The organism is Vibrio sp. D420a (assembly GCF_030248625.1).
In the GTDB taxonomy this organism is placed as follows: Bacteria; Pseudomonadota; Gammaproteobacteria; order Enterobacterales; family Vibrionaceae; genus Vibrio; species Vibrio fortis_A.
Window position 1 is genome coordinate 38,234 of sequence record NZ_JAHGAN010000005.1, and the last position, 24,281, is coordinate 62,514.

21 protein-coding genes are annotated in these 24,281 nt (G+C 43.6%); 8 read left to right on the forward strand and 13 right to left on the reverse strand.

What is annotated here, in order from left to right; translation table 11 throughout:
* Window positions 1-39 precede the first annotated feature (39 nt).
* Together KI743_RS05700 and KI743_RS05705 are read left to right on the forward strand one after the other, a co-directional pair.
* Window positions 40-1,416 carry a Na+/H+ antiporter NhaC family protein gene (locus KI743_RS05700; protein ID WP_285465522.1) on the forward strand — a complete coding sequence of 459 codons (1,377 nt, stop codon included), beginning with the start codon at window positions 40-42 and terminating at the stop codon, window positions 1,414-1,416.
* Window positions 1,417-1,554: 138 nt separating this feature from the next.
* Window positions 1,555-2,625, forward strand: a complete 1,071-nt coding sequence (locus tag KI743_RS05705) for an AraC family transcriptional regulator (RefSeq protein WP_285465523.1) — start codon at window positions 1,555-1,557, stop codon at window positions 2,623-2,625.
* A 20-nt stretch (window positions 2,626-2,645) separates the two neighbouring features.
* Here the strand turns inward: KI743_RS05705 and KI743_RS05710 are convergent, their stop codons facing one another.
* The 3 genes from KI743_RS05710 to KI743_RS05720 all read right to left on the reverse strand — a co-directional run bounded on the left by KI743_RS05710 (window position 2,646) and on the right by KI743_RS05720 (window position 6,096).
* Window positions 2,646-3,659: an alpha/beta fold hydrolase gene (locus KI743_RS05710; RefSeq protein ID WP_285465524.1), complete on the reverse strand. Its 1,014-nt coding sequence runs from the start codon at window positions 3,657-3,659 to the stop codon at window positions 2,646-2,648.
* Between the two features lie 119 nt (window positions 3,660-3,778).
* Window positions 3,779-4,168 carry a hypothetical protein gene (locus KI743_RS05715; RefSeq protein WP_285465525.1) on the reverse strand — a complete coding sequence of 130 codons (390 nt, stop codon included), beginning with the start codon at window positions 4,166-4,168 and terminating at the stop codon, window positions 3,779-3,781.
* A 215-nt stretch (window positions 4,169-4,383) separates the two neighbouring features.
* The gene (locus KI743_RS05720) at window positions 4,384-6,096 is read right to left on the reverse strand and encodes an RluA family pseudouridine synthase (RefSeq protein WP_285465526.1); all 1,713 of its coding nucleotides are present in this window, start codon (window positions 6,094-6,096) and stop codon (window positions 4,384-4,386) included.
* 192 nt (window positions 6,097-6,288) lie between these two features.
* On the opposite strand from KI743_RS05720, the gene KI743_RS05725 reads away from it, so the two are divergent.
* Window positions 6,289-6,741 (forward strand): NUDIX pyrophosphatase, encoded by a 453-nt coding sequence (locus KI743_RS05725; protein WP_285465527.1) that lies wholly within the window; start codon window positions 6,289-6,291, stop codon window positions 6,739-6,741.
* Between the two features lie 49 nt (window positions 6,742-6,790).
* Here the strand turns inward: KI743_RS05725 and KI743_RS05730 are convergent, their stop codons facing one another.
* From KI743_RS05730 to KI743_RS05750, 5 genes are all read right to left on the reverse strand, one after another.
* The gene (locus tag KI743_RS05730) at window positions 6,791-7,078 is read right to left on the reverse strand and encodes a putative quinol monooxygenase (protein ID WP_285465528.1); all 288 of its coding nucleotides are present in this window, start codon (window positions 7,076-7,078) and stop codon (window positions 6,791-6,793) included.
* 7 nt (window positions 7,079-7,085) lie between these two features.
* Window positions 7,086-7,532 (reverse strand): hypothetical protein, encoded by a 447-nt coding sequence (locus KI743_RS05735; protein WP_285465529.1) that lies wholly within the window; start codon window positions 7,530-7,532, stop codon window positions 7,086-7,088.
* A gap of 752 nt (window positions 7,533-8,284) precedes the next feature.
* Window positions 8,285-9,142 carry a hypothetical protein gene (locus KI743_RS05740; protein ID WP_285465530.1) on the reverse strand — a complete coding sequence of 286 codons (858 nt, stop codon included), beginning with the start codon at window positions 9,140-9,142 and terminating at the stop codon, window positions 8,285-8,287.
* Window positions 9,143-9,997 carry an ABC transporter ATP-binding protein gene (locus KI743_RS05745; protein ID WP_285465531.1) on the reverse strand — a complete coding sequence of 285 codons (855 nt, stop codon included), beginning with the start codon at window positions 9,995-9,997 and terminating at the stop codon, window positions 9,143-9,145.
* Window positions 9,994-10,365, reverse strand: coding sequence for a GntR family transcriptional regulator (locus tag KI743_RS05750; protein ID WP_150868603.1), 372 nt, complete (start codon window positions 10,363-10,365; stop codon window positions 9,994-9,996). The genes KI743_RS05745 and KI743_RS05750 overlap by 4 nt, the downstream gene beginning before the upstream one ends.
* A gap of 167 nt (window positions 10,366-10,532) precedes the next feature.
* Here KI743_RS05750 and KI743_RS05755 point away from each other — a divergent pair, with 167 nt between their 5' ends.
* Window positions 10,533-13,055, forward strand: a complete 2,523-nt coding sequence (locus KI743_RS05755; RefSeq protein WP_285465532.1) for an EAL domain-containing protein — start codon at window positions 10,533-10,535, stop codon at window positions 13,053-13,055.
* 12 nt (window positions 13,056-13,067) lie between these two features.
* Here KI743_RS05755 and KI743_RS05760 read toward each other — a convergent pair whose 3' ends face one another.
* The 4 genes from KI743_RS05760 to KI743_RS05775 all read right to left on the reverse strand — a co-directional run bounded on the left by KI743_RS05760 (window position 13,068) and on the right by KI743_RS05775 (window position 18,846).
* A complete protein-coding gene (locus tag KI743_RS05760) occupies window positions 13,068-14,810 on the reverse strand; it encodes an EAL domain-containing protein (protein WP_285465533.1) in 1,743 nt (580 codons plus the stop codon).
* Window positions 14,811-15,538: 728 nt separating this feature from the next.
* Window positions 15,539-16,021, reverse strand: a complete 483-nt coding sequence (locus KI743_RS05765; RefSeq protein WP_032550206.1) for a type II secretion system protein — start codon at window positions 16,019-16,021, stop codon at window positions 15,539-15,541.
* A 246-nt stretch (window positions 16,022-16,267) separates the two neighbouring features.
* Window positions 16,268-18,214, reverse strand: a complete 1,947-nt coding sequence (locus KI743_RS05770; RefSeq protein WP_285465534.1) for a bifunctional diguanylate cyclase/phosphodiesterase — start codon at window positions 18,212-18,214, stop codon at window positions 16,268-16,270.
* 74 nt (window positions 18,215-18,288) lie between these two features.
* Window positions 18,289-18,846, reverse strand: a complete 558-nt coding sequence (locus KI743_RS05775) for a hypothetical protein (RefSeq protein ID WP_285465535.1) — start codon at window positions 18,844-18,846, stop codon at window positions 18,289-18,291.
* Between the two features lie 513 nt (window positions 18,847-19,359).
* Between KI743_RS05775 and KI743_RS05780 the strand changes: the two genes are divergently transcribed.
* Both KI743_RS05780 and KI743_RS05785 read left to right on the forward strand, forming a co-directional pair.
* Entirely contained in the window at window positions 19,360-20,046 is a 687-nt protein-coding gene (locus KI743_RS05780; RefSeq protein WP_032550209.1) for a response regulator transcription factor, read from the forward strand.
* Between the two features lie 31 nt (window positions 20,047-20,077).
* Window positions 20,078-21,403, forward strand: a complete 1,326-nt coding sequence (locus tag KI743_RS05785; RefSeq protein ID WP_285465677.1) for a HAMP domain-containing sensor histidine kinase — start codon at window positions 20,078-20,080, stop codon at window positions 21,401-21,403.
* A gap of 168 nt (window positions 21,404-21,571) precedes the next feature.
* Here the strand turns inward: KI743_RS05785 and KI743_RS05790 are convergent, their stop codons facing one another.
* Window positions 21,572-22,102, reverse strand: a complete 531-nt coding sequence (locus KI743_RS05790; protein WP_285465536.1) for a GNAT family N-acetyltransferase — start codon at window positions 22,100-22,102, stop codon at window positions 21,572-21,574.
* Between the two features lie 225 nt (window positions 22,103-22,327).
* Here KI743_RS05790 and KI743_RS05795 point away from each other — a divergent pair, with 225 nt between their 5' ends.
* Together KI743_RS05795 and KI743_RS05800 are read left to right on the forward strand one after the other, a co-directional pair.
* On the forward strand, window positions 22,328-23,611 hold the full coding sequence (locus KI743_RS05795; protein WP_152470276.1) for an HD-GYP domain-containing protein: 1,284 nt from the start codon (window positions 22,328-22,330) through the stop codon (window positions 23,609-23,611).
* A 117-nt stretch (window positions 23,612-23,728) separates the two neighbouring features.
* The gene (locus KI743_RS05800; protein WP_285465537.1) at window positions 23,729-24,055 is read left to right on the forward strand and encodes a hypothetical protein; all 327 of its coding nucleotides are present in this window, start codon (window positions 23,729-23,731) and stop codon (window positions 24,053-24,055) included.
* The last annotated feature ends 226 nt before the right edge of the window (window positions 24,056-24,281 follow it).

Here is a 24,281-nt window from a genome sequence, read left to right on the forward strand (position 1 = left end):
GATTAGTCTTCGCCCTCCTGTTCTATAGTAGTTTGTTCCATGTCTAATTCTAAACACTCAAATGCGCAAATCGCTCCGAGTGCGGTTGCGCTGATCCCGCTCATTATCTTTCTTGCTCTGTTCATCGGAGTCGGGAGTTACCTCTCTTATCAAGGCGTTGATTTCGCGTTTTATCAGCTGCCAGCACCTATCGCGACACTGCCGGCGATTATGGTTGCTTTGCTGATCAGCAAAGAGAAGATCAACCGAGGCATCGAGCATTTTATGCGTGGTGTAGGACACCCAGATATCGTCGCTATGTGTATGATTTACCTATTGGCAGGCGCATTCGCAGCGGTGGCTAAAGCATCGGGTGGTGTAGACGCGACGGTTAACCTTGGCTTGTCTGCGATTCCAACAAGTATGATTCTGCCGGGGATCTTTTTGATCTCAGCATTCATTGCAACTGCGATGGGTACGTCAATGGGTACGATTGCGGCGGTTGCGCCAGTTGCTCTTGGTATTGCCGACTCTTCTGGAATGAGCCTTCCGCTGACGGCTGGCGTGGTACTGAGTGGCGCAATGTTCGGCGATAACTTATCGATTATCTCTGATACCACAATCGCGGCGACGCGTTCTCAGGGCTGTGAGATGCGTGATAAGTTCAAAGAAAACATCCGTATCGCTCTACCCGCAGCATTAATTGCAATCGTTATTTTTGCGATGAACAGTACAGCAACGCAAGTGCCGGACACGGGTGATATCGAGTGGCTTAAAGTAATGCCTTACATGGCGATATTGGTGTTCGCTGTCTCTGGGATGAATGTATTCGTGGTGTTGACCACCGGTATCCTGTTGGCAGGCTGTGTGAGCCTAGTGGGTGTCGATAGCTACAGCTTGACTGACTACGCACAAGATATCTATTCAGGCTTTGGTAACATGCAAGAGATCTTCTTGTTGTCGATGCTGATTGGTGGTCTGAGTGAGTTGATGCGCCGTCAGGGGGGACTGGCTTACCTAACTAATCTAGTGAGCAGTGTGATTCGTGCCTTTGGCTCTAAACACTCTAAGCAAGCGAATGGGCGTGCTAGTGAGCTAGGTATTGCCGGTCTGGTTTCAATGGTGAATGCGTGTACTGCAAACAACACAGTAGCGATCATTGTATCGGGTAGTGTCGCTCGCCAATTGGCGGAAGAGAATGATGTGTCACCGCGTCGAGCGGCGAGCTTGTTGGATATTTTCTCATGTGTGGTTCAAGGCGTTCTGCCATATGGCGCTCAGGTCTTACTATTGGGGTCTGTTTTTAACCTGTCACCGTTAGATATCGTATCTAATTCATATTACTGCTTCGCATTGGCTATCATGGCGGTGATTGCTGTGTTTATCAATCATCCGGCGCGTCAAGCTGCTCAATCTAATGGCAGTTACTCAAATTAAGTGACAATTGAATTCAAACGAAGGCTCCTTGATGGAGCCTTTATTACATATGGTTAATGGATTACCATGAGCTCAAGTTGTCAACGCTATCTAGCCGCGGCAAAAACCGCGTAATTTGTTATTAACACTGGAATTTTGATGCTCGCCATTCCCTTACCATTTGTCGCTGCGCTGTTGTTATTGATGACAGGCGTGTTGCTTCGATGCCGTTACCCACAAACCAGTCAAAAACCATTTTGGTTTATCATTCTGTGTGCGCTAATGGTGACGGTGGTGGGACTGCGATGGACGGTAGACATTGCGCTGTTTCGCTTCTTGCAACCAATTCTTGGTGCGAGTGTTCCCGTGGCAGCTTGGCTCTGTTTTGCGGGAGCTCATCGAAGTCAATCTAGTACGCATTTGCATTGGCTAGGCCCCATTGTTGTTCTAGTTGGTTCACTCTTTTATGGGTATGTCTGGGCGGGAACTCTTGATGTATTGCTGATCTTACTCTATCTCGGATATGGCAGTTTGCTGTTGAAGTCGTCATTGCGCATGCCAGAACAAGTGCGGCTAACCGATGTACCTAAAGTGTTGGTTGCTGAACGGGTTGCAGGTGTAATGCTGCTTTTCTCCGCTTTGGTTGATAGTGCGCTTTCTTACGACATTTTGCTGTTGAATGCGCAGCACACTAACCTGATCTTATCGATTAGCTACCTTGTTCTTATTCCAGCCGTTGTTTTCGCCGTGATGGTGGTCAGTATAAGTACACCAGCTGAAGTAAATAACAAGCATGCTCAGACCTCACCTTCCATGTCACAACGCTTTTCTGAAGAGGTTGATACATTAACCACATCAAAGAGTCGCACAGGTGACGACCAAGCTGAAGAAACCGCGCAGATTATGGCTAAGTTCGATGCATTAATGAGAGATAACCAAGTATTCAAGGATCCAGATCTGTCTCTCAATCGCTTGGCACGAAAGCTAGGCATTCCTGCTCGCAAGATATCGTCTGCGGTTAATCAAACTCACCAACAGAACATTTCGAAGGTGATTAACGCTTATCGAATTGAGCATGCTAAGACTCTGCTTGAGCAAACTGATGACGCGATAACTGAGATTTTCCTAAGCTCAGGTTTTCAGACCAAGTCTAATTTTAATAGGGAGTTTTCTAGGATAACTGGGCAAACTCCGAGTGAGTTTCGAAGTTCACCACAAGTGTTAGAGTGAGTGTGTTTGCTTTTTGTTTATCAATTTAGAAAGCGAGCGATGTCATTGAAGAACAGTTGATGCAACTGGTCGCGTGATGTCCCAACGCCATCTTTACAAATAATGCCATCGCCTGGCACTTCTTCATTCAGTAGTGCTATAGCACCGGGCTTACAGCTTTGAATGAAACTAAAGTGGGTCGCTTTTTCGTAGACTTTGTACCGTCTTACATTCAGAGGAATGTGCTCAGCAATGTAGCCAGACTCTAATGCTTGAGGAAGATCTCCAATGTCGACCCCAGCTGCAAGTATCAAGGTTGGCACTTTGATGTCTTTTAAGCTTCCGACTGAGAAGCTACGCGCAAGCCCTAAATCAAGGCTAACGACACGTTGAATACGAGGGTCTGAAAGGTCTTTTTTGTTTGGCTCTTTATCCTGTATTTTGTCTAGCCCTAGTTCTTCCGCAAGCCCACAAGTTCGTGGGTTGGGGTATGCCTGACAATTGGCCTCAAAAGTTGCTCTATCTATTTTCGCTCCCGCCAATTGCATCACAGTCCAACCACCTAACGAATGTCCAATTGCGGTAACATTGTCGACATTGGCTGATTGCTTCCATGGGGTTTCGGATAACACGTAGTCCAGCATACGTGACACATCTTGTGGCCTTTCCCACCATGTCGCTGCTTGTTTTGGGGATTGGTCGAAAGAGGTGGTTCCCGGATGGTCAACGGCCGCCACGATGTAGCCACGACTCGCAAGTTTGGTCGCCAACCAGTTTTGGTTCCGCCAATTTCCTCGATAGCCGTGTGATAAAAGCACCATAGGAAAAGTGCCTGATTGAATCTCCCCATCCTTAATGACTTGTGTGCCGATAAAGGCGGGGTTATCGCCAATCAAGGTTGTGTCTGATACATCTTGTGTGGGATACCAAATGGCAGTGTTTAGCGGGCGATTAGGGTCCTCAGTTAAGGTGACTTGAGTGAATCCGACATCAAACGCGACGGCTGAATTGCAAAGGTAAAGTAGGGATGTGAACAGTAAATGTGTCCATTTCATGGTATTAACTCCAATTGAGGTGATTGGAGCTAATATGCGGTCAGGCCAGGTATCACGCGACCTCAAACACGATCGAGGACGCCCTAAATCGTGTTTGATTACAGAATTTGGCGATTAGGCTATACTTGTCTTCTTATAGGGCGCTTCTCTACCAATCCGTTTCTCTCCAAGCCACGTCTTACGCTACTACACAACTTGCCAAAACGACGCAGTTCTTCGAAGTTGGGCCCTTGTCCCATTGAAATTTTGTGCTCCCAGTACATTATCTCCATGTCGACCATTTCGAGTAATTTCTTAGAACAACCCGTGCAATTTCCTTTTGGCCCGCAGATAAATGTTTCTGGCTCATACAAAGGGAGCTCGTTTTTCACTTCTTCAATCAAATTCAACATGGCCGAATCGAGGTCCGGTTTCTTGGTCTTTATTGGCTTTACGTTTGTCGGTGCTCGCGCGGTGATCAAAGAGGGCGTCGGTGTATTTGGGTGTAAATTCAAAGCAGTTGATGACATATCAAAGGCCTCTGGGAAAGAAGAAGGTGGGCATGCTACGGATAATGAAAAAACGAATCTTGATGTAGTGCAATAAGCTTAGCGATATATCCCAAAGGGGTAGATAAAACAGAGGAGAAAAGGTTAGTGGGAGGCTCGAAAAAAGGAGTCACGGGAGGTGTGACTCCTTCTTTAGAATAGTGCAGTTAGCGATCGCAGCTTACTCTTGATAGCCCTTAGAATTCGGCATCGAATTGGAATGTCATCCATTCATTGGTAATTGGGTGGCTCAAACACAGCTTCTCAGCGTGAAGGTGAAGTCTGTCCGCCTTATGCCCATAAAGAACATCTCCGACGATCGGCATATTCAAGCCTTCCTCATGAGAACAGTGCACTCTCAACTGATGAGTACGACCTGTTTTCGGGTGGAGATAAACCTTGGTTTTGCCATCACGACGCTCAATCACTTCCCATTTAGTTTCTGCAGGCTTGCCATGCTCATAGCAGACGATTTGACGTGGGCGATCGTAAAGGTCGCCGCGCAACGGCAAACGAATATAGCCCTCATCTTGCTCTAGGTTACCTTCAATCAGAGCGACGTAACGCTTCTCAACTTCGCGAGTAATGAACTGCTTTTGTAGGCTCTTGTTCGCTCGGCGAGTGAGTGCGAAAACCAGTATTCCCGAGGTTGCCATGTCCAATCGGTGAATAACGAAAGGTCCTTCAACATCGGGATGCATTTCCTGCACGCGAGTATAGGCAGAGTCTTTAATGGTTTTTCCCGGTACTGACAAGAATCCAGATGGCTTGTGCACCACAACGATGTGCTCATCTTGAAATAGAATATCGAGCTCTTTGCCCTCTGCTGGGTTTTCGAGTAACGGATTTGGATCGACTTCTAGTCCTTTCATCATGTGGCCCAAGATCGGTACACATTTACTTTGACAAGACGCGTAGTATTTCTTGTGTTTACGCACCTCTGATTTTGGTGAGCGCCCCCACCAAAACTCGGCCATGGCCAATGGTGTATAACCATGTAGGTAGGCGTATTGCAGCATCTTAGGCGCAGCACACTCCCCAGAGCCGGCTGGTGGTACTGGGTTAGTCAATGGCGCGAAGATATGGTTTAGATCTTCCGTTTTTCCTTCAGCATTTAGAAACGCGTATTGAGCGAAAAGCTTATGCTGCAACTGATGAGAGATAGTTGCGCGTTGCTCTTTTAGTTGATCCAGTTGCTCGGTATAGACATCAATTTTCGATTGCAATTCAGCCAGACGTTTTTCCCAAGCTAGCTTAATGTGCTTCTGTTGGTTCTTGTCTGCAACGCTCGCTTTACCAAGTTCAACACTTAGCTGTTCAAATTCGGTTTCATCAAGCTCTAGTTTACCTTGTTCACGCTGTTGTTTACGAACCTTACGACCTTCGATGACCTGTTGGCGCTGAGCTTCGTTTTCTTGTTCCGCTTGCGCTCTGTTTTGCGCCATTTGCTCACACAGTGCTAAGTAGGTCTCATCTGATTTCAGAGCTTTGTATTTTGCATTTACCGCCATCATGTCGGCTGTATCTTGATGGAAGAAGCTCTCGCTGTTCAGCATATCAAACACTGGTGGCACGAAGTGCGGCAACAGGTTTTGGTCAGCGATCTTGCCAGAGAATGCAGAAAAGTAGCCGATCTCACCCTGTGGGCTGCGAACGATAAGCACCCCAAACATTTTGCCACGGCCCTCTTCCGATTCTAGACCGAAATCGTGGTGCCAATCGGTCTGTGTTTCCAGATGAGCCTGAAGCTGTTCTGAGGCCAGTTCACAAAGAGGGTGGGGCTCGTAGTAAAAAGGAAACGTAAAGCGTTCTGGAAGCGTGTATGACTCAATCGATTGGTTGAATCGGGTAAAGCAGTTTTCAGGTGTATGTAGAAATTCTGAAGCGTGCGAAGAAGTCGATGAGTGCATAGTGAGTCTTTTTATCTAATGAGTGAAATCGCAAGGAGTTCGATGTTAGGCCGCCGATTCTACTCTTTATCGATACACGCCTCAAACTTGTTCAATGAGAACACTGTTATTTTTGTTGCATTGGCTGTTTAAGTAGTAACAAGTTGGAATGAACGTGATATGCTGCTGCGTTTTATATGAACAGGTAAGCTTATGATTCCGCTAAATACTTCGATTGTTTCCGGTGTGGCTCTTTCTGAAATCGATGGCCAGATGAAAATGCTATTGATGAAACGTGTGAAGGGGGGATTTTGGTGTCATGTGGCGGGCTCTATTGAGAGCGGTGAGAAGGGCTGGCAGGCGATTGTACGCGAGTTCAAAGAAGAGACAGAAATTGATGTGACAGCCTTGTATAACGCTCAGTTCTTAGAGCAGTTCTATGAGCACTATGTTAACGTTATTGAGCTGATTCCGGTATTCGCCGTAGTATGTCCACCAAATCAAAATGTGCAGTTGAATGAAGAACATACAGAGTTTCGTTGGTGCACCCTGGAAGAAGCGAAACAGTTAGCGCCGTTCCCAAATCAACATGCTGTCTATGACCATATCTGGGAGTATTTCGTTAACAAAGCGCCTAATCCGCTGTATCGCGTTAAGTTAGTTTAGGATCGCGTGAAGTTAGCTTAAATATCAAAAGTACTTACCTCAACCTCATTCATGATGAGCTGCTACCAATGATTTGATAGTGGCGTTCAACCCTGTGAGTGATTTTTCCCCATTCAGAGCTTTTAACGCGTTGTTGGTGTGTGTCAAAAGCTTGTTGATCAACAAACTCTTCGTAAACACTGAATCTATTTGGTATATGTGGATCTTGAGTGACCTCGAAGATCAAGCAGCCTGGTTCTTGGTGAGTCAGAGCTTTATGAATTGGTAGCGCAGTGAGCACGGCTTCAAGGTCAACTGTTGGAACCTCAATGTGCCCAGTTAAAACAATCTTAGACATAATTCACTTAACTCTTCCCTGTTACGCGTTCTAAATACCAATGGCCTCGACACGGGCCGTTAGTGAGATACCAATCACCTGTCACCTTATCAGCAGAGACTTTTCCTGAAAAGCGATAGTCCCATTGCTTGTTATTAGCATACAAGGTGAGTATGTGTGTATCTTCGGCAACCCAGCCTTTAAGTGACGTGCCATTGTAGGTGAGGCGCAATGTGGCTTTGCCATTCTCAATACGGCCAGTGATGGTAGTGCGCTCGCAAAGGTTGTTGTTAGTGGTGTTTATTCGTCTACCAACCCATTCTCCATCGAAGCTTTTAGTGACACTGTAACTTGGTGTCTCTGGGAACTTCGGGAAGGGCTCTGAATTTCCAGATTTGAACCAACCTACTTGCTGTCCTATAGCGACAAATAGAATAAAACCAGCGGTTAAGGCTAACAATAGAGGCTTTTTCATCGGCATATCCTAGGGTATTCGAAAACGTAGGAGACTTATTAAAGTTGATGTTGATACGTGATTAAGCCGATAAATCCCTTACATAGCAATGATATAGCTAAGTTATGCGACTTGCCTTGCGAATTCGAAGTAAAAAGGAGATCAAGGTCAATTCTGGTTTCATTAAATCGTATTGAGTTTGAAATATATTTGTCACTCAGAGAATTTAGTGTTAGATATGAAACTTAGCTCAAAGGAATGAACTGAGCTATAGTTGATAACAGTGTCATGTTTTGGTGCAACAGGTACTCGCTACTCTTTATATTTTGTGATGTGTATCGTTGATCTGGCCATGAAACACAGTTAGATTCGAATAGTTGGCAAATAAAAAGGCTCATGAAGAGCAGTCAAACGGAAAGGATATAACCCTTATGAAAAAAATGAGAAGAGCACAGCTTCATCGCGTTCGTATTCAGTACTGGAAAGACACAGCGAAAGAAGCTTCAAAAAAATAAGCTTGTTAATGACAGCTTAAATTAGCCTTATTGGCATTTCCCCCTTGTGCGCAGATAGGCGACTCGTGACCTAAGCACATAACCAACCCAGAGCTGGTAAATCTCCATAAAGATTCAACACTGCCAGCTCGATTATCCCCCTTTAGCGATTATCTTTTTTACGACTCCAAAGGTCTTTCAACCCAATACCTCAGTTTAATCAAAAGCAAAAAAAGCCCCTGTATTGCAGAGGCTAGGTATTAGTAATTTAATGATGCGTTAACGTTGAAAGAGGTTTCTCCACGTCACATCCTCAGTTCGGTTCAGTCTTATACTGGTTAAGTAGGCCAGCACCCCAATCGCAATATAGACGACCAATGAGAGTACTGGTGCTTCTACAAGCGCGCGGAATGGGTTGGGCTCGAACAACACATTAATGGGTAGCGAGACAACGAGCGCTAAGAACTTGCTTATCCAATCGCTAGAAAATAGGCTCAGTGACAACCACTTGATTGCGTAGCCGCCAATAAACATAACCAGTAATGGTGAGTTTACGACTTGTGAAACAGCTAATGTCACCATGGCTAAAGGCAGTAGAACAATCGACACCAATAGCATTCTTGCTAGGAAAGCTAGCCAGTTAGTGAGTACATAGAAGATTGATTGCTGTTCAACCAAGAGCGCTAACTGTTTATCACTGAATGTTTGAATCAACCACAGTATCACATCAGTAAACAAGACCAATAGGGCACAAATTAGCGGAATAATGACCAAACCTACAGCGAGTTTTACTGCATGAGTCAGATGGTTTGATACAGGCATACTACGCCAAAACATCGAACTGCCTTCTTGGCGCTCTTTTCGCAGTGTTTTAGGTAGAAACAGTGTTGTTAAGAGCAGAGACACGGTTCCTGCAATAGCGAAGATCAGAGAGTTAAGGTCGCGTGCGATCTCTTGATGGATTTCGCTAATATCGCCGTTGACCTCCATTTGAAAGAAGAAATTATGTTGAGCTTGGTTATTGAATATTAAGCCTACGCCAAGCACTAAGCCACAAAGAGCAATGAACAAAGGGAGACGTATGATCACCTTATGTTCGATGAGCTCTTTTTCGATCATGTAAACGCTAGGGTGCATTTAAATAGCCTCCTTCTGTGTTGCAAGGAAAAGGTCTGATAAACCGACATTGAATCTTTTGCCAAACTCTTCAGTTTGAGGTTTGTATTGACTCTCGAGAAGCCATTTGGTGCTACCAAGACTAGCTTGCGAGCTGAGAGGCTTGAATTGTGCAATGGTTGCGCTGTGTTCATTTGACGCATCAAGAATGAAGTAGTCGTTCTCAACTTGTTCCATAGTTTTGTACAGAACAGGTTTGCCCTGCTTAATGATCAATACATCGGTCAGCAGGTGTTCAATCTCAGAGACTTCGTGACTGGCAATAATTAGGGCTCGCTCACCATCATGGAACCACTCTAGTAGATGGCGGTAGAAGGTATCTCGATAGATAAGATCAAGTCCTAGTGTCGGCTCATCGAGGATCAGCACCTTAGTGTCGGTGGCGATAATGATAGAAAGGTGAAGTTGTGCCTTCATTCCTTTAGAAAGCTGTTTGATCTTAGATGTGAGTTTGATGTCGGTGCTACTCAGTAGTCGCTCGGCGCGTGAACGATCGAAACTTGGGTGAACGCCGGCAGTGTACCTGAGTAACTGTTTAACGCTCATCCATTCTGGGAGCACGTTAACATCAGAGATGTAAGAGAGGTGCTGCATCAGCTCGGCGTGCTGTTCGATAGGGTGGCAACCATTGATATCAATCTCACCTTGGTAGCGGTGCCCACCGAGCAGCGATTTGATTAAAGTCGATTTACCAGCACCGTTGTGCCCCAACAGTCCTAAGACTTGTCCGGCTTTGAGCTCAAAACTGATTTCTTCTATCCCAGTGTCATTGGCATAGCGTTTGGTGACGTTCTTAGCGGAAAGTAATGTCTTCATGACTTTTCCTTTGTGTGTTGTTCTAACAAAGAGACAAGCTCATCGATGCTCATATCTATATTCTTTAGTGTGTTTGCAATCTCGGGCACTGTGTGGGCGACAAAGTCGCTGTAAGCGTTCTGCTTTAATTTTGTCTCTGCTCCCAGTGCGACAAACATTCCTTGTCCGCGTCTCTTTTCGACTAATCCGTCGTCCACTAATAACTGATAGCTCTTCATCACAGTAAGGTGGTTGATTTTGAGATCGGCCGCTATCGTTCTTACTGACGGTAGTGCTTGTTGATCTCTCCATACTCCCTGCATGATCTGCTCTGTGATTTTGCTAGCCAGTTGTCGGAAGATAGGTTGGTCATCTTTCCAATCTGTCATATCGCTTTCTGTATGGTGATATACATGTGTATAACACTAAACTTGTTATCAAAATAATCAACTGTTTTTTATAAATCATATCTATTTTTTTATTTTTAGGGGTGGATGTTCAGTAAAAATAATGAGACCATATGGTATCCCGTACTAATAACTTTGTAAGTCTCTGAATGCTGCACATCAATGACAAAAAGCTGGTTTGGTTTACCAAGTATTTGCCGATCGTGGTCATTATTTCTTCTGCGATCATACTTAACTTGATCATGATGACTGGTGTCGATCGTAAGGTTCGAGCATTGGTAGATTTAGTGCGTATGGATTACATAGCTGCGCAGAAACGACTGATTGAAGCTCAAGTCAAGCAAGTGTCACAACAGATAGAGAAGACGCAACACGTGGCCGAAGCTGAATCGATGAAAGCGTTAAAAAGGCGAATCGATCGTGCCTATACGGTTGCTCAAAACATCTACTCATCGAATCAGCATCTCTCTAACCCTGAGCTCAAGGTGATGATTCTCAATGAGATACGACGTATGAGCTTTGCTAACAAACAGAGCTACATCTACGTCTATGACATGCAAGGGACGGCTCTTGTTCACCCTCTTATGCCTGAATTTGAAAGTACTAACAGGCTCAATGTCAGTAACGGTGAAGGGCAGTATGTGGTCGCTGAGCAAGTGGCCTTGATGAGAGAAAACTCCAGTGCATATATGCGCTATAAATTTAATCGACCTGGATATGGTGATGAAGAGTTTGAAAAACTGAGTCATATTCGCCGATTTGAGCCTTATGGCTGGTTCTTTGGGACAGGGGTTTATTTAGATCAAGTTAAAGCAACCAGTTACCAACGCATTTTGGATATTCTTTCCAATGTGACCATCGGTGACAATGGCTATCTGTTCGTATTCGAGGAGAACGGAGACACACTGCTGCGCCACAATCAGATACTAGTCGGTAGCGGACAGAATCTATACCAAGAGATTGGTGAGAGCTTTAAAAACCAAGTTTTGAGTCAGCCTGCGTCAGGTGGCTTTGTTGATTACATCACCAAAGACAGTGATGGCGTACTTGGGCCTAAAACCAGCTTTGTTAAGCGAATTGACGGTTGGGATTGGATCATAGGTACCGGTATTTATCTTAATAAAGTCCAAACGTCGATTGAGAAACGAAAAGAAGAGCTACTGATTGAATCACGAAACGAGTTCGGTTTGGTATTGGTGTTCAGTGTACTAGCAACGTTGGCATGTATCTTCTTGAGTGCTTTGGTGAGTCGCAAAATTTCACTGCGCTTCAAGCAGATGGAACAGCGCATCGCGGAAGATTTCAATCGACTGAAAAATAGCCGGCGTCGACTGCAGCATATGGCGAGGCATGATTCTTTGACCGCATTACCAAACCGCACCGAGTTGGAGCGACAAGTGAATCGGGCAATCGCTAAGTCTAAACTCCAGGGTAAGTTGGTTGCGGTGGTGTTCGTTGATCTCGATGACTTCAAGCGTATCAATGATCAATACGGGCATGGCTACGGTGATGAACTCCTCAAGCAGATCAGCGAGCGCTTTGAGTTGTGTCTTGATGAACACGATATCGTATCTCGCTTTGGTGGGGATGAGTTTGTTTTCTGCCTTCCAGAGCTCGACAAGCTGGCGCAGGCTCAAGCAAAAGTAAAACAGATACAGAGCGTGTTTGATAAAGCGTTTAATCTGCACGGCGTTTCGGTGACGACCCAGTGTTCTGCAGGTGTTGCCATGTACCCCTATGACGGACTTGAAGTGGATGAATTGCTAACCAAAGCAGATATCGTGCTCTACAAAGCCAAAGAGAGTCGAAAAGGTGAATCTGTATTTTATGACGAGGCCATCAACAAAAAGGTCATCTATGACTTCCAAGTAGAGGAGCAGCTTAAGCTCGCGTTAGATAACCGAGAGATAAGTGTGGTGTATCAGCCTCAAGTTGATTCCCAAACTCAAAAAGTCAAAGGCATCGAAGCGCTGTGTCGTTGGAACAACGCAGAACTTGGGTTTGTATCACCAATGGACTTTATTCCCGCTGCTGAACGTCTTGGTTTGATTCAAGAGTTGGGGGAATATGTTCTAAAACAGGCGTGTGAGGACACACTCACGTTTATGCCAAATGGAAGAGACGCGATCGGTGTTTCTGTTAACGTTTCTCCTAAACAGATTCTCGATAGTGGGTTCGCAGACCGAGTTAAGCTCTTAGTGAGTGAAACCGGGCTTTGTGCCAGTCGCGTGACACTGGAGATCACAGAGAATATCTTGATTAAAGATCTGCATGTCGTGGAGCCTGTACTGAGACAGCTTAGAGACATTGGGTTTGGTATTTCTCTGGACGATTTTGGTACGGGCTTCTCTTCCCTGAATTACCTTAATTCTTTACCAGTCAGTGAGATTAAAATAGACCGTTCCTTCATCCGTAAATTGAATACCAGTCAACACAGCGCAACCTTGGTTAGAGCGATTATCGATATTGGCAATTCATGCCAGATGAAAGTCGTTGCTGAGGGGGTTGAGACTGATGAACAAATGGCGAAACTTCAACAATATGAATGCGATCTGTTACAGGGGTTTTATTTCGATAAGCCACTCTCTGTAGCAGGCTTAATTGCGACCTATTTTCCTAACATAGCTGAGCGCACTCACTATGATAGTGAGCACGCTGAAGCTTATGTGTAGCCATTCTCAGGGCTAATCGGCAGCACGTTGAGGCCGGCTGTATAGGTAACCTTGATGCAGGTTATAGCCGAGCTGACACAGGATATATTGTTGCCTACGCGTTTCGACACCTTCGTAAATCATCGTCATTTTGGAGAGACGCCCGATCTCTGAGATGTTAAGTAACACACCTTGATGGTACTCCCCAGACTCAATGTCTTTTACAAAACAGCGATCCAGCTTGAGATAGGTTGGTGAGATTGCACTGATGATCTCGATATTGTTGTTTCCTGTTCCGAAGTCATCTAACGCAATAGTGATCCCGAGCTTTTTGATCGCCTTGATGTTGTCTATCACTTCGCCACCATAACCAATGTTCGAATACTCAGTGATTTCAGCGACAAATTCGTTGGCTTCCATGGCTGCTAAGTGGGGCTCAATTTTATCGAAGTTAGCGCCGACTAACGTACTTGGGCAAATGTTCACGCCATATTTGTCATGACTATTGTTGCTCTTTGCGACTCTGACTGCCTCAATCATTAGAATCGTGTGGAAGGTCAGTAGATTTGAGCGGCGCATTGCGTTGATGAAATCCAAAACGCTAACAGAGCGTACTCGAGAGAGCAGCTCGTAATAAAGGACACTATTATCCTCAGTGTTTATGATCGGCTCTTCCTCGAATGAGATCCTTCTCCAACGCAACATGTATACAACCACGCCTACAATGTATCGATGGTAAAGTAACACCGTAAACAAGAGCGTCAGCGTTAACCAAATCCAAGTGATGTTATGGCTATAGAAGCTAATGGTTGCGCCCGTTGCGAGCGAGTGCTCGTAAAGAGGTGGATGGTTCTCATTGTTATGAAGGATAATATTGCCATGCTTTTGAATGGATACTGAATCGACGAACAGTGGCATTAATGAGTTTCGGTATCGTGCTTCAATCGATCGCTTTGGAATGCGTACCGTGAGGAATATGTTTTCCTTGGGATAGGTAAACCCGGAATAGGTAAAATCTAAGCTGTCATAAAATTCGCCGATGTTATCGGGGTTCACTGATTTAGAGCGAGTCGTCGATATGTAGCAGGAGCCATCAGGGGTTGTCATCACCGCTGAATCGAGATTGAGTGAGTGTCTCAACGCATAGACGGCATCATCGTTGTTGCACCCATAATTCTTAAGCTCTTCGGTCACAATCTTAGTGTTTTCACTAAACTGATCGGCAATCTTGGTTGTGTAAAGGATTTGGAAAAAGTAGACAACGAACAAGATTAACGATGACGTAGAGAGAACGATAACAGTGCCTTTAAACCACTCTTTATAGTAAGTGCGGGCCAACATTTTTAGCACGGTGATATAACTAGGTTTGAATTGGTTGATATCTAGCCTTGATTGTTCTTGATTAATGGGAGCTTTATCAAGGTCAATAAAATATCCCACTTTATAAAGGTTAGAAATGAGTTCGCTTTGAGAATCGATACCTGCCTTTTTTAACAGGTTACGATATTTCTTTCTGACTGATGCAATGGTGTTTTTTAGCGCATAGAGGCTAAACTCTTCATTAAAATGTGATTTGAATGATTCTTCAACCTCTCTTGCTGACTTTGGATTTGATATTGAAGAATTATCAATTAAGTACTTTATTACAAAGCTCTCTTTACTATTTAGCGTTTCCTCAGATATCTTGCAGTTGCTCTTTTTGATATATATTTTTTCTTCGTTGTAAATTAGCTGTAATATTTCCCTTTCGCTATATATATTCAGAGAACAGTGCATAGCTTAACTCCTAAATGATAGTTGTTATAATTATTGTGTTAATAATCAATTGTTCCTACTCATTTAGCCCATACTTCTCTGTAAATAACGTCGACAAAACGTCACCATTTCTCTCAATACTTTGATATTAATCGCAGAATTTGGGCGGCAATGAGGGATTCTCGAGATGTTCATTCAAAAGTGGAATTTATAAATCAATCAAGAAGTTTTACAAGTTAGAAAGGGGATAAATCCATTTGTTTTGGTATTTATCCATTTGATATTGGCAAAATATGGGTAATTTTGTCCCAGTTAGTTGCTTCTTATTTAGTGGTTGCTAATATAATAAATGTTTATTGGTTTGGTGTGTTATATAGGTGGTAGCTGAGTTTGGCGACTGCTAGGTTGCACAAGTAATAATATAATCTATAAATAAAACGCTTATTAATACACATCTAAAAATGAAGTAGTGGAGAATGCCTAAATATTTAACGAAAATAGAATGTAAATATACATAATTTTGTATCTACTAATAATCACCGTTATGGTTATGAATTCATTATGACTTGGTTATAAATTTACATCCAGTTTTGGATATGAGTCGAAGTGTTTGGTATTTTTTAGGATTAATATTGGCACTGAATGTTAATCGATAATGAACTAATTATGCTAGAGGATTGATGGCACATCATAGGATTAAATCAATTAATATTATTATGTGCCATCATCAATTGTTGTCTAGTCAAAGTTTAACAAGCGCTATCTAAAACAACGACTTGAGGCTCTTCCTCTGGTTGGTAGAGTACTTGGCAATAATTACCTTGGGGTTCATAAGTGTGTTCATACATATGAAAAGTAATGGCGGCACGCCTCTCTTCTTCAGGCTTTCCTGGGAAATTATCTTTATTGATCACTTTTAACTCGCTAGAGTCGATATTCATTAACCTTCGTAATGAATCCATATAAGCAATTGGGTAGCCATGACAAACAAAATAGGATTCTACTTCTGTTTTGATTGTGTAATTACACTCTTTTTCTACGCCTGCAAGAACAGATTTCGCATAGATAACGTCAATGCCATTGCGTAGGTTAGCTGCAATGTCGTGGATCTTGTTAGCACGAGCATCTGCTTGGATCTCCATAAACTTCACCATAGCTGTCGTTGCGATGACAGAGATGATGACCAAGCAGACGATAAGTTCGAGGACAGTGAAACCGGATTTTTTAGGCATAGTATCTCTGTATCATGTGGTAGCAGAAATGGCTTTAATGTACGAAAGCCCCGTTAAAGTCCGAGGTTAAACTAAGCGGCATAGACAAAATAGGTACCTGACGAAGAACTAAATGATGACACCTCTCTTCATGCCAACAAAAATCAATAAAAACAGTAAGTTAATCAACTGGCTTGTAAGCTTGTACAATGTAAGCCCGTGTAAGCGAGTGGTTTTGTTAACTATCTGATATTGTTGATTAAATCATTAATGGTAAGTCGGACTTAAAAAGTACTCTTCGACCTCATCTGGGTGAATTGGTTTGCTAAATAGAAATCCCTGAAAGTATTGGTAGCCACAATTCATAAGAAACTGTTTTTGGCTTTCTGTTTCCACACCTTCCGCCACCACTTTGAGCTCTAGCTTTTCACAAATGGCATGTGTCGCTTTTACAATGGCTTTGCTTCCTTGATGTGAGCCGTGAACAAAACTCTTATCTAGCTTTACGGTACTGATGGGCAAGTCATGGAGCATCGACAGAGAGGAGTAGCCAGTGCCAAAGTCATCCAAGTGTAACTCGACCCCAAGGGCCGCAATGTCGTAAAGCGCTTGTTCGACTTCACCATGTTTGAAGATCATCGAAGACTCCGTGATCTCAAGTGCTACTTTGTTTGCTGGTAGCTGATAGAACTTGAGCATTGCAGACAGTTGGTCGGCAAATGCTGAATGAATCTGTTTGCCAGAAATATTGATACTCAAAGTGAGCTCAGGGCCGTACTTTTTATGCCATGTCGCCAGTTGTTTAAGAGCAGCATTCAATACCCATCGCCCAAGCGGAACGATTTGACCCGTCTCTTCGGCTAAGCTGATAAATTCTCGCGGAGCGATTTCACCCAGTTCATGGTCTTTCCAACGAAGTAATGCCTCAAAGCCTTTTATTTTATTGCTATCACTGTGAATGATCGGCTGGTAATGCAGTTTTAAATCGTCGTTCTCGATTGCTCCTGCAAGTCGATGTCGAATATTGACCTTTCGATGCAGTGCTTTGGCAAGATCCGGAGTGAAGGTTTGGAAGCGATTACGGCCATTTGCCTTTGCCATGTGCATCGCCATTCCAGCTTGTTTAAGTAATGACTCTTGATCCATGGCGTTGTCGGGAAAGTGTGCCGTACCAATACTGCATCCTACCGATAGGGAACCGATACCCGCGATGTGAAAGCTCTTGTTAAGCGCATTGATGATGCGGGAACAAAGTAGTGGGATATTTTGATTTCGACAAGTGTGAGCAATGACGATGAACTCGTCACCACCAAAGCGGCCAATCATACACGTATCATCAACCAACTCTTTTAGTCTTATCCCTACTTGTTTAAGGAGTTGGTCACCAACATTGTGCCCATAGGTGTCGTTAACTAGCTTAAAGCCGTCTAGGTCGACAAACATCAGTTCAAATGGGGAGCGGTACTCAATGCTCGTCTGCAATAGGTTTGTGATACCTCGGCGGTTATAGAGTTCTGTCAGGCAATCATGCTCGGCGTTGTATTTGGCTAATAACAGACGCTCTTTTTGGCGTGTGATACAGGTTAGATTGAGTAGCAGCTGATTCTTGTCGAACAACCATTTACCTTGTACATCAAAGTAATGGGTTTTGTCGCCAATCTGACAACTCACTTCTTCTAGGATCTCTTGCCCACGCATGGCGGAGAAAAGCCATAGGTCGACAGTCTCCTCGTCTCCGAGAAAGTCGATCAGTTGAGTAAATGGTTTGCCATAGCTTTGGTAGAAAGCCGTATTAACACTTAATATCTCGCCGGTTTTATCGAATAATAAAGAAAGGTTCGACCCGTCTGAGCAAGCCAAGTCATGCTTTAAGCTGTTTTCTTCAGCCACTACCTGAACCAGCATACCAGTGCGTCCATCTGGCAGAGGAATTCCTGAAAATTGACACAGCGCCCGCTTAGCGATGTGCTTGGGAGTAAAGTTCCACCAAGTTTTGATGGTCTGATTGAGATGGAATTGCCGTTGGTACTCTTCGAGTGTTGCCTCAATAGCTTCAGACATCTCTTTTCCAAGATCGCGTGAAGTGAGCTCTTTAATTGAATCGGCTTCCCAAAGTGGCAGTGCGCTGCTATTCGCCCAAACGATCAATTTATTGTCGATGTCGTATACCCAAATAGGGCATTTTAGATGCTCGAATGGTAAATAACTTTGCATATATCAAGGCTTAATGGATGAAGTGAAGAGGCTGTAGCAATCGTATGGGATTGCTACACGGGTTCAGTACTGCTTTATAGGTTTAGTGAACGAATCACTTTGGTAACGTGGCCCTTGTCATTGACCTTGATAACGTAGCCCTTCTTGTCATCAAAAATCTCTCCATCAATAAGGTGCCATTCCTTCTCTTTTTTAATGATCTCTTTCGCGTAGTTTTGGTCGAACATGGAATCATTTGGATAAACGGTTTCGATCGCTTCAAACAGAAGTTGAGCCTGGTCTTGGTTAGTCACCTGGAAGCCGCTCTTGATACACAGTTGTAACTCAGGGAGAGGCTGTGTGGTGTATGGTTCAGTCATTGAACCCAACACACCGTCATGGGAGTAAAATTGATAACGTCCAAAACTGCTTTCGCTGCCATCTGGTGATTTGAGTACCGGCGTTGCACTGTAAAACTGGCAGTCAAAAACCATCTTCTGAATAATGCTGCTCTGTTTTACAACCTCTACGTTCATCCAAGATAACACTTGTTTCTCAACCAGTTGAGCTGTCTCATCTGTTTGTGCAGCCATCGCTGAACCGAGAGAGAGTGATCCAGTAACAAGCAATGCAGCAAAGTATTTTTTGTTCATAGGAAATATCATTCCATTTATGGTTTTGGTGAATAGGTAACTGGCGCTAATACTACTCAATCAATGAGATTAAAAACATAGGGCGAATCGAGTTGTGAGGTTGATTCCACTGCCAAGGCTTCTGGGTAATCGTTTTCGTTACATTCTCATGTTGACTCAGTAGTTATTACAACTGTTAATTACATTTATGTTAGTAATATATAGGGCATAAATGCCCTTGGTAGAATGAATGAACTTTTGGCTTGCTGTAAATGATCGTTATGTAAGAGAGGGTAAGAAAATAAAGGAGATGTAAGGCGAGCACGTTACTATGATGTCAGTTTTATGAATAACATTTAAAGGATATTAGTAAAGGCGCAACAGGGTGCATTTCGCACGCGAAATCGTAAATATAGGTGTACAGAGATGAATACATTGTTTTGCATACTGTAAAATGATGAGTTCGGTTACAGTATTGATGATGTATTCTCAGTCTATATACTGCCCGCGCATTTATAAATACTGGTGATAGGAATGTCAAAAGCGAAAGTGCTCATAATCGAAGATGACCAAGAGATTGCGCGTCTAACTACACTTTATCTAGAAGCTGAAGGCTATGAGGTAGAGGTTGTCGATCAAGGTAACTTGGCGGTACAAGCTATTCGAGATGTCGAGCCAGATTTAGTGCTTTTAGATTTGATGCTACCAGGGCTAAGTGGCGCACAAATTTGTCGACAGGCTCGTGAGTTTTACAATGGTATTATTCTCGTATTGACAGCATCGGCTGACGAAATGAGCGAGGTAAGCTTGTTTAAGTTTGGTGCAGATGACTATGTAACAAAGCCGATTCGAGGCCATGCTTTGTTGGCTCGAATCGAAGCGTTATTGCGCCGTGCGTCGTCTAGTTCTCCATTAGAGAGCAATGAAGAGAAGACATGCGATATTGTGGTCAATACAACAATTCAAAGTGCGACTCTTTATGGTCAGGACTTGCAGCTCACTTCTGCTGAGTTCGAGATCCTAAATTTATTAGTGAATAACCTTGGGGAAGTGGTCACGCGAGATCAATGTTGCCAGCTTTTCCGTGGTATTGACTATGCGTTCAACGATCGCTCGATCGATATGCGAATCTCTGGTTTACGCCGTAAGCTGCGTAACCACGCAAAGGACAAACAACTGATTAGGACGGTAAGAAACAAGGGGTACATGCTTGTTTCGTAAAGATGTAATACGCAAGCTAAGAAATATTTCGATGTTTGCGCGGCTCTATATTGGGATTGTGACGGGGATGATCGCAACGATCTATCTGTTTCTCAGTTTAGGTGAAGGGCACATGCGTCGTACAGAGATTGAAACGTTTCTCAACGACGGAACCTATTTTGTTGAGCAGTATATTCATCAACGCAACCATCCGACATCACTATACAGAGAGCTAGACAAAACAGGCTATCAGCAGTTCTACATTTTTAATCTTCGACTTATTGAAAACTGGGATAGCCAAGCTCCATGTTCGGACTGTACTCACTTCACGACACTGAACGGTGTTCCCATTTACCTCAGCGATCGCAATCTCTACTCGGCGGTATTTCAGCTTCCAAATTCTAAGTACAGCTTTGTGTTTAGTGAGGTTGGTGAGTTTTTCTCACCTAGTATAGAGTGGTATGAAGATTCTGAGAGACACTTTCTGATTGCATTGCTCATTGCTGTCATTATCGCGATTGGGGCGAGCATCTATCTACCAGTGCGCCGCTTTCAAGAGCGGATAGAGTTGTTGGTGGAAAAGCAGCAGCAATTTGGCCGAGGTAGACTCAGTACTCGCTCTGATATGGATGATATTCATCCCGTGTCAGAATTAGCTAACAGTTTTAATCTGATGGCGGAGGAGATCGAGAGTAAGGTAAAGCAGAATCATATATTTGCTCAAGCCATTCCTCATGAAGTTCGAACGCCATTGAGTCGGATTCAACTCGCGACCGATCTATTACGCAGGGGAGCGTCGGCTGAACAGCAAGTTCTGTTCGATGATATCGACGGCTATATTGGCGATATCGACCAGCTTACTTCTGAAATTATTATGCTCTCTAAGCTGAACGTTATCGACAGCGCGTACTTCGATTTGATAACCACAAGTTGTGACTTAGTTGACCACTGTTTGGATCGCATTCGCTATTCAAAGATCGAGAATGTTGAGTTTGAGTCGTTGGTTATCAATAGCTTTGCAACCAAATGCGACTGCACTATGGCGCGACTGGTGCTGGACAATATTCTAAAAAATGCGGGGAATTATACGCGTGATAAAGTTTGGGTGACGCTGGATGAGAACTCCGAGAGCTGGCTGATACAAATCGAAGATAATGGTGACGGAATTCCAGAAGATAAACGCGATGAAGTCTTGTTGCCTTTTGCGCGTCTTGACCAAAGTCGAACCGCAAAAACAGGAGGTTTTGGTCTAGGATTGGCAATAGCCAATGCTGCGGCGAAAAAAATGCGATGGCAGCTTAAATTAGAGGACAGCGTTTATGGCGGAGCAAAGTTTATTATTATTGTTCCTAAACGTAAGGCAGACAGTAATTCCTGATTTAGAGTTAATATTCAAAATAAATGTTCTCGTAAGTGTTTTTTGAGTTTATTTTATACGTTTAAATGCCAGTTTTTTCGCTCGGAATAAATATTTCAATCTCAATGACAAAAAAGGAGGGGTAAATATTTCCCCTTTCCTCATACTCTAATTATGCAAGCTTGTTTATTATTTGCGCGTTAAACCGTAAATAGCATGGTCGACAATTCGTCCATTTAAGTTTTCGCCTCGAGTAATGATTCCCTCAAGCTTACAGCCAAGTCGTTCACAAACTGCTCGGCTTGCCGTGTTTTCGACCGCTGCTGAGATCTCCACTTTCTCCATATCTAACTCGTCAAACGCTATCTGAGTGAGCTTGCGGACGACTTGCGTGACAATGCCTTTCCCTTGTTGAGGCTCAGATAGCCAATAACCTATCGTTACCTTTTTTAGATTGTGGCAGATCGTGTTGAAGCTACAATTTCCGACGATGTTATCTTGATAAACAATCGCGCAAGTCATGCTTTTCCCCTCGGCATAGTCGTGGAGTGAGCGTTGGATAAATATACGAAAGTCTTGTTCAGTTTTACAATGAGGTGGCCAAGCTAGCCATTGGCTTAAATATTCAGTTTGTGCTGATACCAGCTCTGCATAATGAGAAGCAAAGCTTTCTTGTACTAGTGCAATAGAAATATCGTCGTTGATTTTTATTTTAAACATCGTGTCCTCATTAACAGCATTAAGGTCATTATACTTTGGTACTAGTTTGCTCTTTATACCGTTATCTGTCTAATTTTTATGCAAACTGTGGCACGGAAAGTTCGTTATACGTTATTCATGTCACGAAACTCAATAAACCTTACATAATTTGTGACTATATACTCAAGTAATCGATTAGTATTGGCCTCCAATAAATATAAAAACGATAAAAACTAGGCTTAATTGATGAATTTGTACTGCCAAAACGTGACGGTAGATTTGCGCAAAGCGCTATTTGGTATTGCTAAGGCTCTGGATAATGTCGGTTTCGAGAGCAAGCACCATGGACAAAGAGTCGGATACATCGCGTATCGATGTGCACTGAGTGTAGGTTGGGAAGAAGAGCAAGCCCAACTCGCATTTTCACTTGGACTCATCCACGATTGTGGTGTGTCTCAGATAGATGAACAGCTCAGCCTTATCGCTGGCTTCATTCCAGACTCTACGCATCACCACTGTAAGAAGGGTTATCAGATACTTAAAGAGTGTCCGGTACTCTCTATCTTTGCTAAACCTGTGTTGTATCACCATACACCGTGGAATGAACTGAAAGACTTACCTGTTAGTCAACTAGAGAAAGAGCTAGCAGCTGTTGTTATGCTTGCGGATCGAGTTGACTATCTATGTGGTGTCGCATCGGCTGACCGCTTCGGTAACCTCACTCCTGCCGGCAAGGCGTACATTATTGAGCGCTTAACTGAACAAGCAGACCTTCTGTTCGAAACTAACCTTGTTCAGCATATGTGTGAGCTGGTCGATACCGATGATTTCTGGTTCTCTATGGATGTGTCATACATCCAGATCATGAGCGATAGGTTTAAACCAGTCCCGTTCTTTTCTCAGCAGATGTCACTAGATGAGACGGTCGCTTTCGCGGAGTTCATCGCTAACGTAGTTGATGCCAAGAGCTCTTTTACGTTTAAGCATTCATTGAAAGTAGGGCAGTTATCAGAGTATCTGGGTAAGCAGTTAGGCTACTCCTATACAACACAGAGAAAGCTCTATTTGGCCGGGCTCGTCCACGATATTGGTAAATTGCAAACGCCACGAGAGATCCTACATAAGCCAGGAGCACTTACTCCTGAGGAATACTGCTGTATTAAACGCCATGCGACAGATTCGCGCTTTGCTTTGCATGAGCTATTTAGTTCGCCACAAATCTGCGAGTGGGCGTCTAACCACCATGAGCGCCTAGATGGCTCGGGCTATCCCATGGGGAAAACGGCAGAGCAGCTCGATAAACCAAGTCGGATTGTTGCAGTTGTTGATGTATTTCAAGCGTTGACTCAGTCTCGTCCTTATCGTCCAGGAATGAGCTTAGAACAAACGTTGGCGATATTGGATGATCATGTGCAGAACCACAAACTCGACGCTGAAGTATTCAGCTGCTTGAAAAAACACGCGCAATACTGCTTTGAGTTGTCGACTGACAAGTGCAGTGATGCACAGGCCACCGCAGCTGAATATTAGTCTAGCGCGACGATGTTTTTCCGCACGCCTTACATATAAAAGTCTGTTCTTACAGCGGCTTACAGCTATTGCTGCTCTTTGATGGTAATCTTTACTATTCAGTTTAGGAGAGGTGTTGTGTTGAATAAAACATTGCTTGTGTTGTTGGCTCTATTGATGAGTGCGGTATGGGTTTCATTCTCTGACGAGCTGGGGCAACTCGTCGATCGCCCGAAGAATGTCGATTACACAAAACTTGAACAGCTTGTAGAGAAGAAAACGACCCGACAGGAAGTGATTGAGTTGTTGGGTGAACCGAAACAAAAGCTCAATAAAGAGTATTCGGTCTCCTATCTGTATGAATACAGTGATCAACTTATCGCTCTGACCTTTCATGAGGATGTGTTGTTGTTCGAAGAAAGAGCTGAAAACGATGGCCGCTATGACTTTAAGTTGGTTAAGTAAATTAAGTTGGTTAAGTAAAGAGCCAAATTGGCTAAATAGCGGACCTAGCTGGTTAAATGATGGAACATGAAAGTTGGAACAAATCGCGTAAAAACACAACGTGGACGTTATAAAGTCACGTTCTGCTACTTAATTATAGTTATTGGGATTGTTTTAATTCGTTGGACCTATGTGCCCTAATACGTATTCCTAAGAGAAGCGACAGTGAAAATTGTCGCTTTTTTTA

Coding starts and splice junctions, on each gene's coding strand:
- KI743_RS05700 (WP_285465522.1), top strand. CDS start 40: ATGTCTAATTCTAAACACTCAAATGCGCAAATCGCTCCGAGTGCGGTT.
- KI743_RS05705 (WP_285465523.1), top strand. CDS start 1,555: ATGCTCGCCATTCCCTTACCATTTGTCGCTGCGCTGTTGTTATTGATG.
- KI743_RS05710 (WP_285465524.1), bottom strand. CDS start 3,659: ATGAAATGGACACATTTACTGTTCACATCCCTACTTTACCTTTGCAAT.
- KI743_RS05715 (WP_285465525.1), bottom strand. CDS start 4,168: ATGTCATCAACTGCTTTGAATTTACACCCAAATACACCGACGCCCTCT.
- KI743_RS05720 (WP_285465526.1), bottom strand. CDS start 6,096: ATGCACTCATCGACTTCTTCGCACGCTTCAGAATTTCTACATACACCT.
- KI743_RS05725 (WP_285465527.1), top strand. CDS start 6,289: ATGATTCCGCTAAATACTTCGATTGTTTCCGGTGTGGCTCTTTCTGAA.
- KI743_RS05730 (WP_285465528.1), bottom strand. CDS start 7,078: ATGTCTAAGATTGTTTTAACTGGGCACATTGAGGTTCCAACAGTTGAC.
- KI743_RS05735 (WP_285465529.1), bottom strand. CDS start 7,532: ATGAAAAAGCCTCTATTGTTAGCCTTAACCGCTGGTTTTATTCTATTT.
- KI743_RS05740 (WP_285465530.1), bottom strand. CDS start 9,142: ATGCACCCTAGCGTTTACATGATCGAAAAAGAGCTCATCGAACATAAG.
- KI743_RS05745 (WP_285465531.1), bottom strand. CDS start 9,997: ATGAAGACATTACTTTCCGCTAAGAACGTCACCAAACGCTATGCCAAT.
- KI743_RS05750 (WP_150868603.1), bottom strand. CDS start 10,365: ATGACAGATTGGAAAGATGACCAACCTATCTTCCGACAACTGGCTAGC.
- KI743_RS05755 (WP_285465532.1), top strand. CDS start 10,533: ATGCTGCACATCAATGACAAAAAGCTGGTTTGGTTTACCAAGTATTTG.
- KI743_RS05760 (WP_285465533.1), bottom strand. CDS start 14,810: ATGCACTGTTCTCTGAATATATATAGCGAAAGGGAAATATTACAGCTA.
- KI743_RS05765 (WP_032550206.1), bottom strand. CDS start 16,021: ATGCCTAAAAAATCCGGTTTCACTGTCCTCGAACTTATCGTCTGCTTG.
- KI743_RS05770 (WP_285465534.1), bottom strand. CDS start 18,214: ATGCAAAGTTATTTACCATTCGAGCATCTAAAATGCCCTATTTGGGTA.
- KI743_RS05775 (WP_285465535.1), bottom strand. CDS start 18,846: ATGAACAAAAAATACTTTGCTGCATTGCTTGTTACTGGATCACTCTCT.
- KI743_RS05780 (WP_032550209.1), top strand. CDS start 19,360: ATGTCAAAAGCGAAAGTGCTCATAATCGAAGATGACCAAGAGATTGCG.
- KI743_RS05785 (WP_285465677.1), top strand. CDS start 20,078: ATGTTTGCGCGGCTCTATATTGGGATTGTGACGGGGATGATCGCAACG.
- KI743_RS05790 (WP_285465536.1), bottom strand. CDS start 22,102: ATGTTTAAAATAAAAATCAACGACGATATTTCTATTGCACTAGTACAA.
- KI743_RS05795 (WP_152470276.1), top strand. CDS start 22,328: ATGAATTTGTACTGCCAAAACGTGACGGTAGATTTGCGCAAAGCGCTA.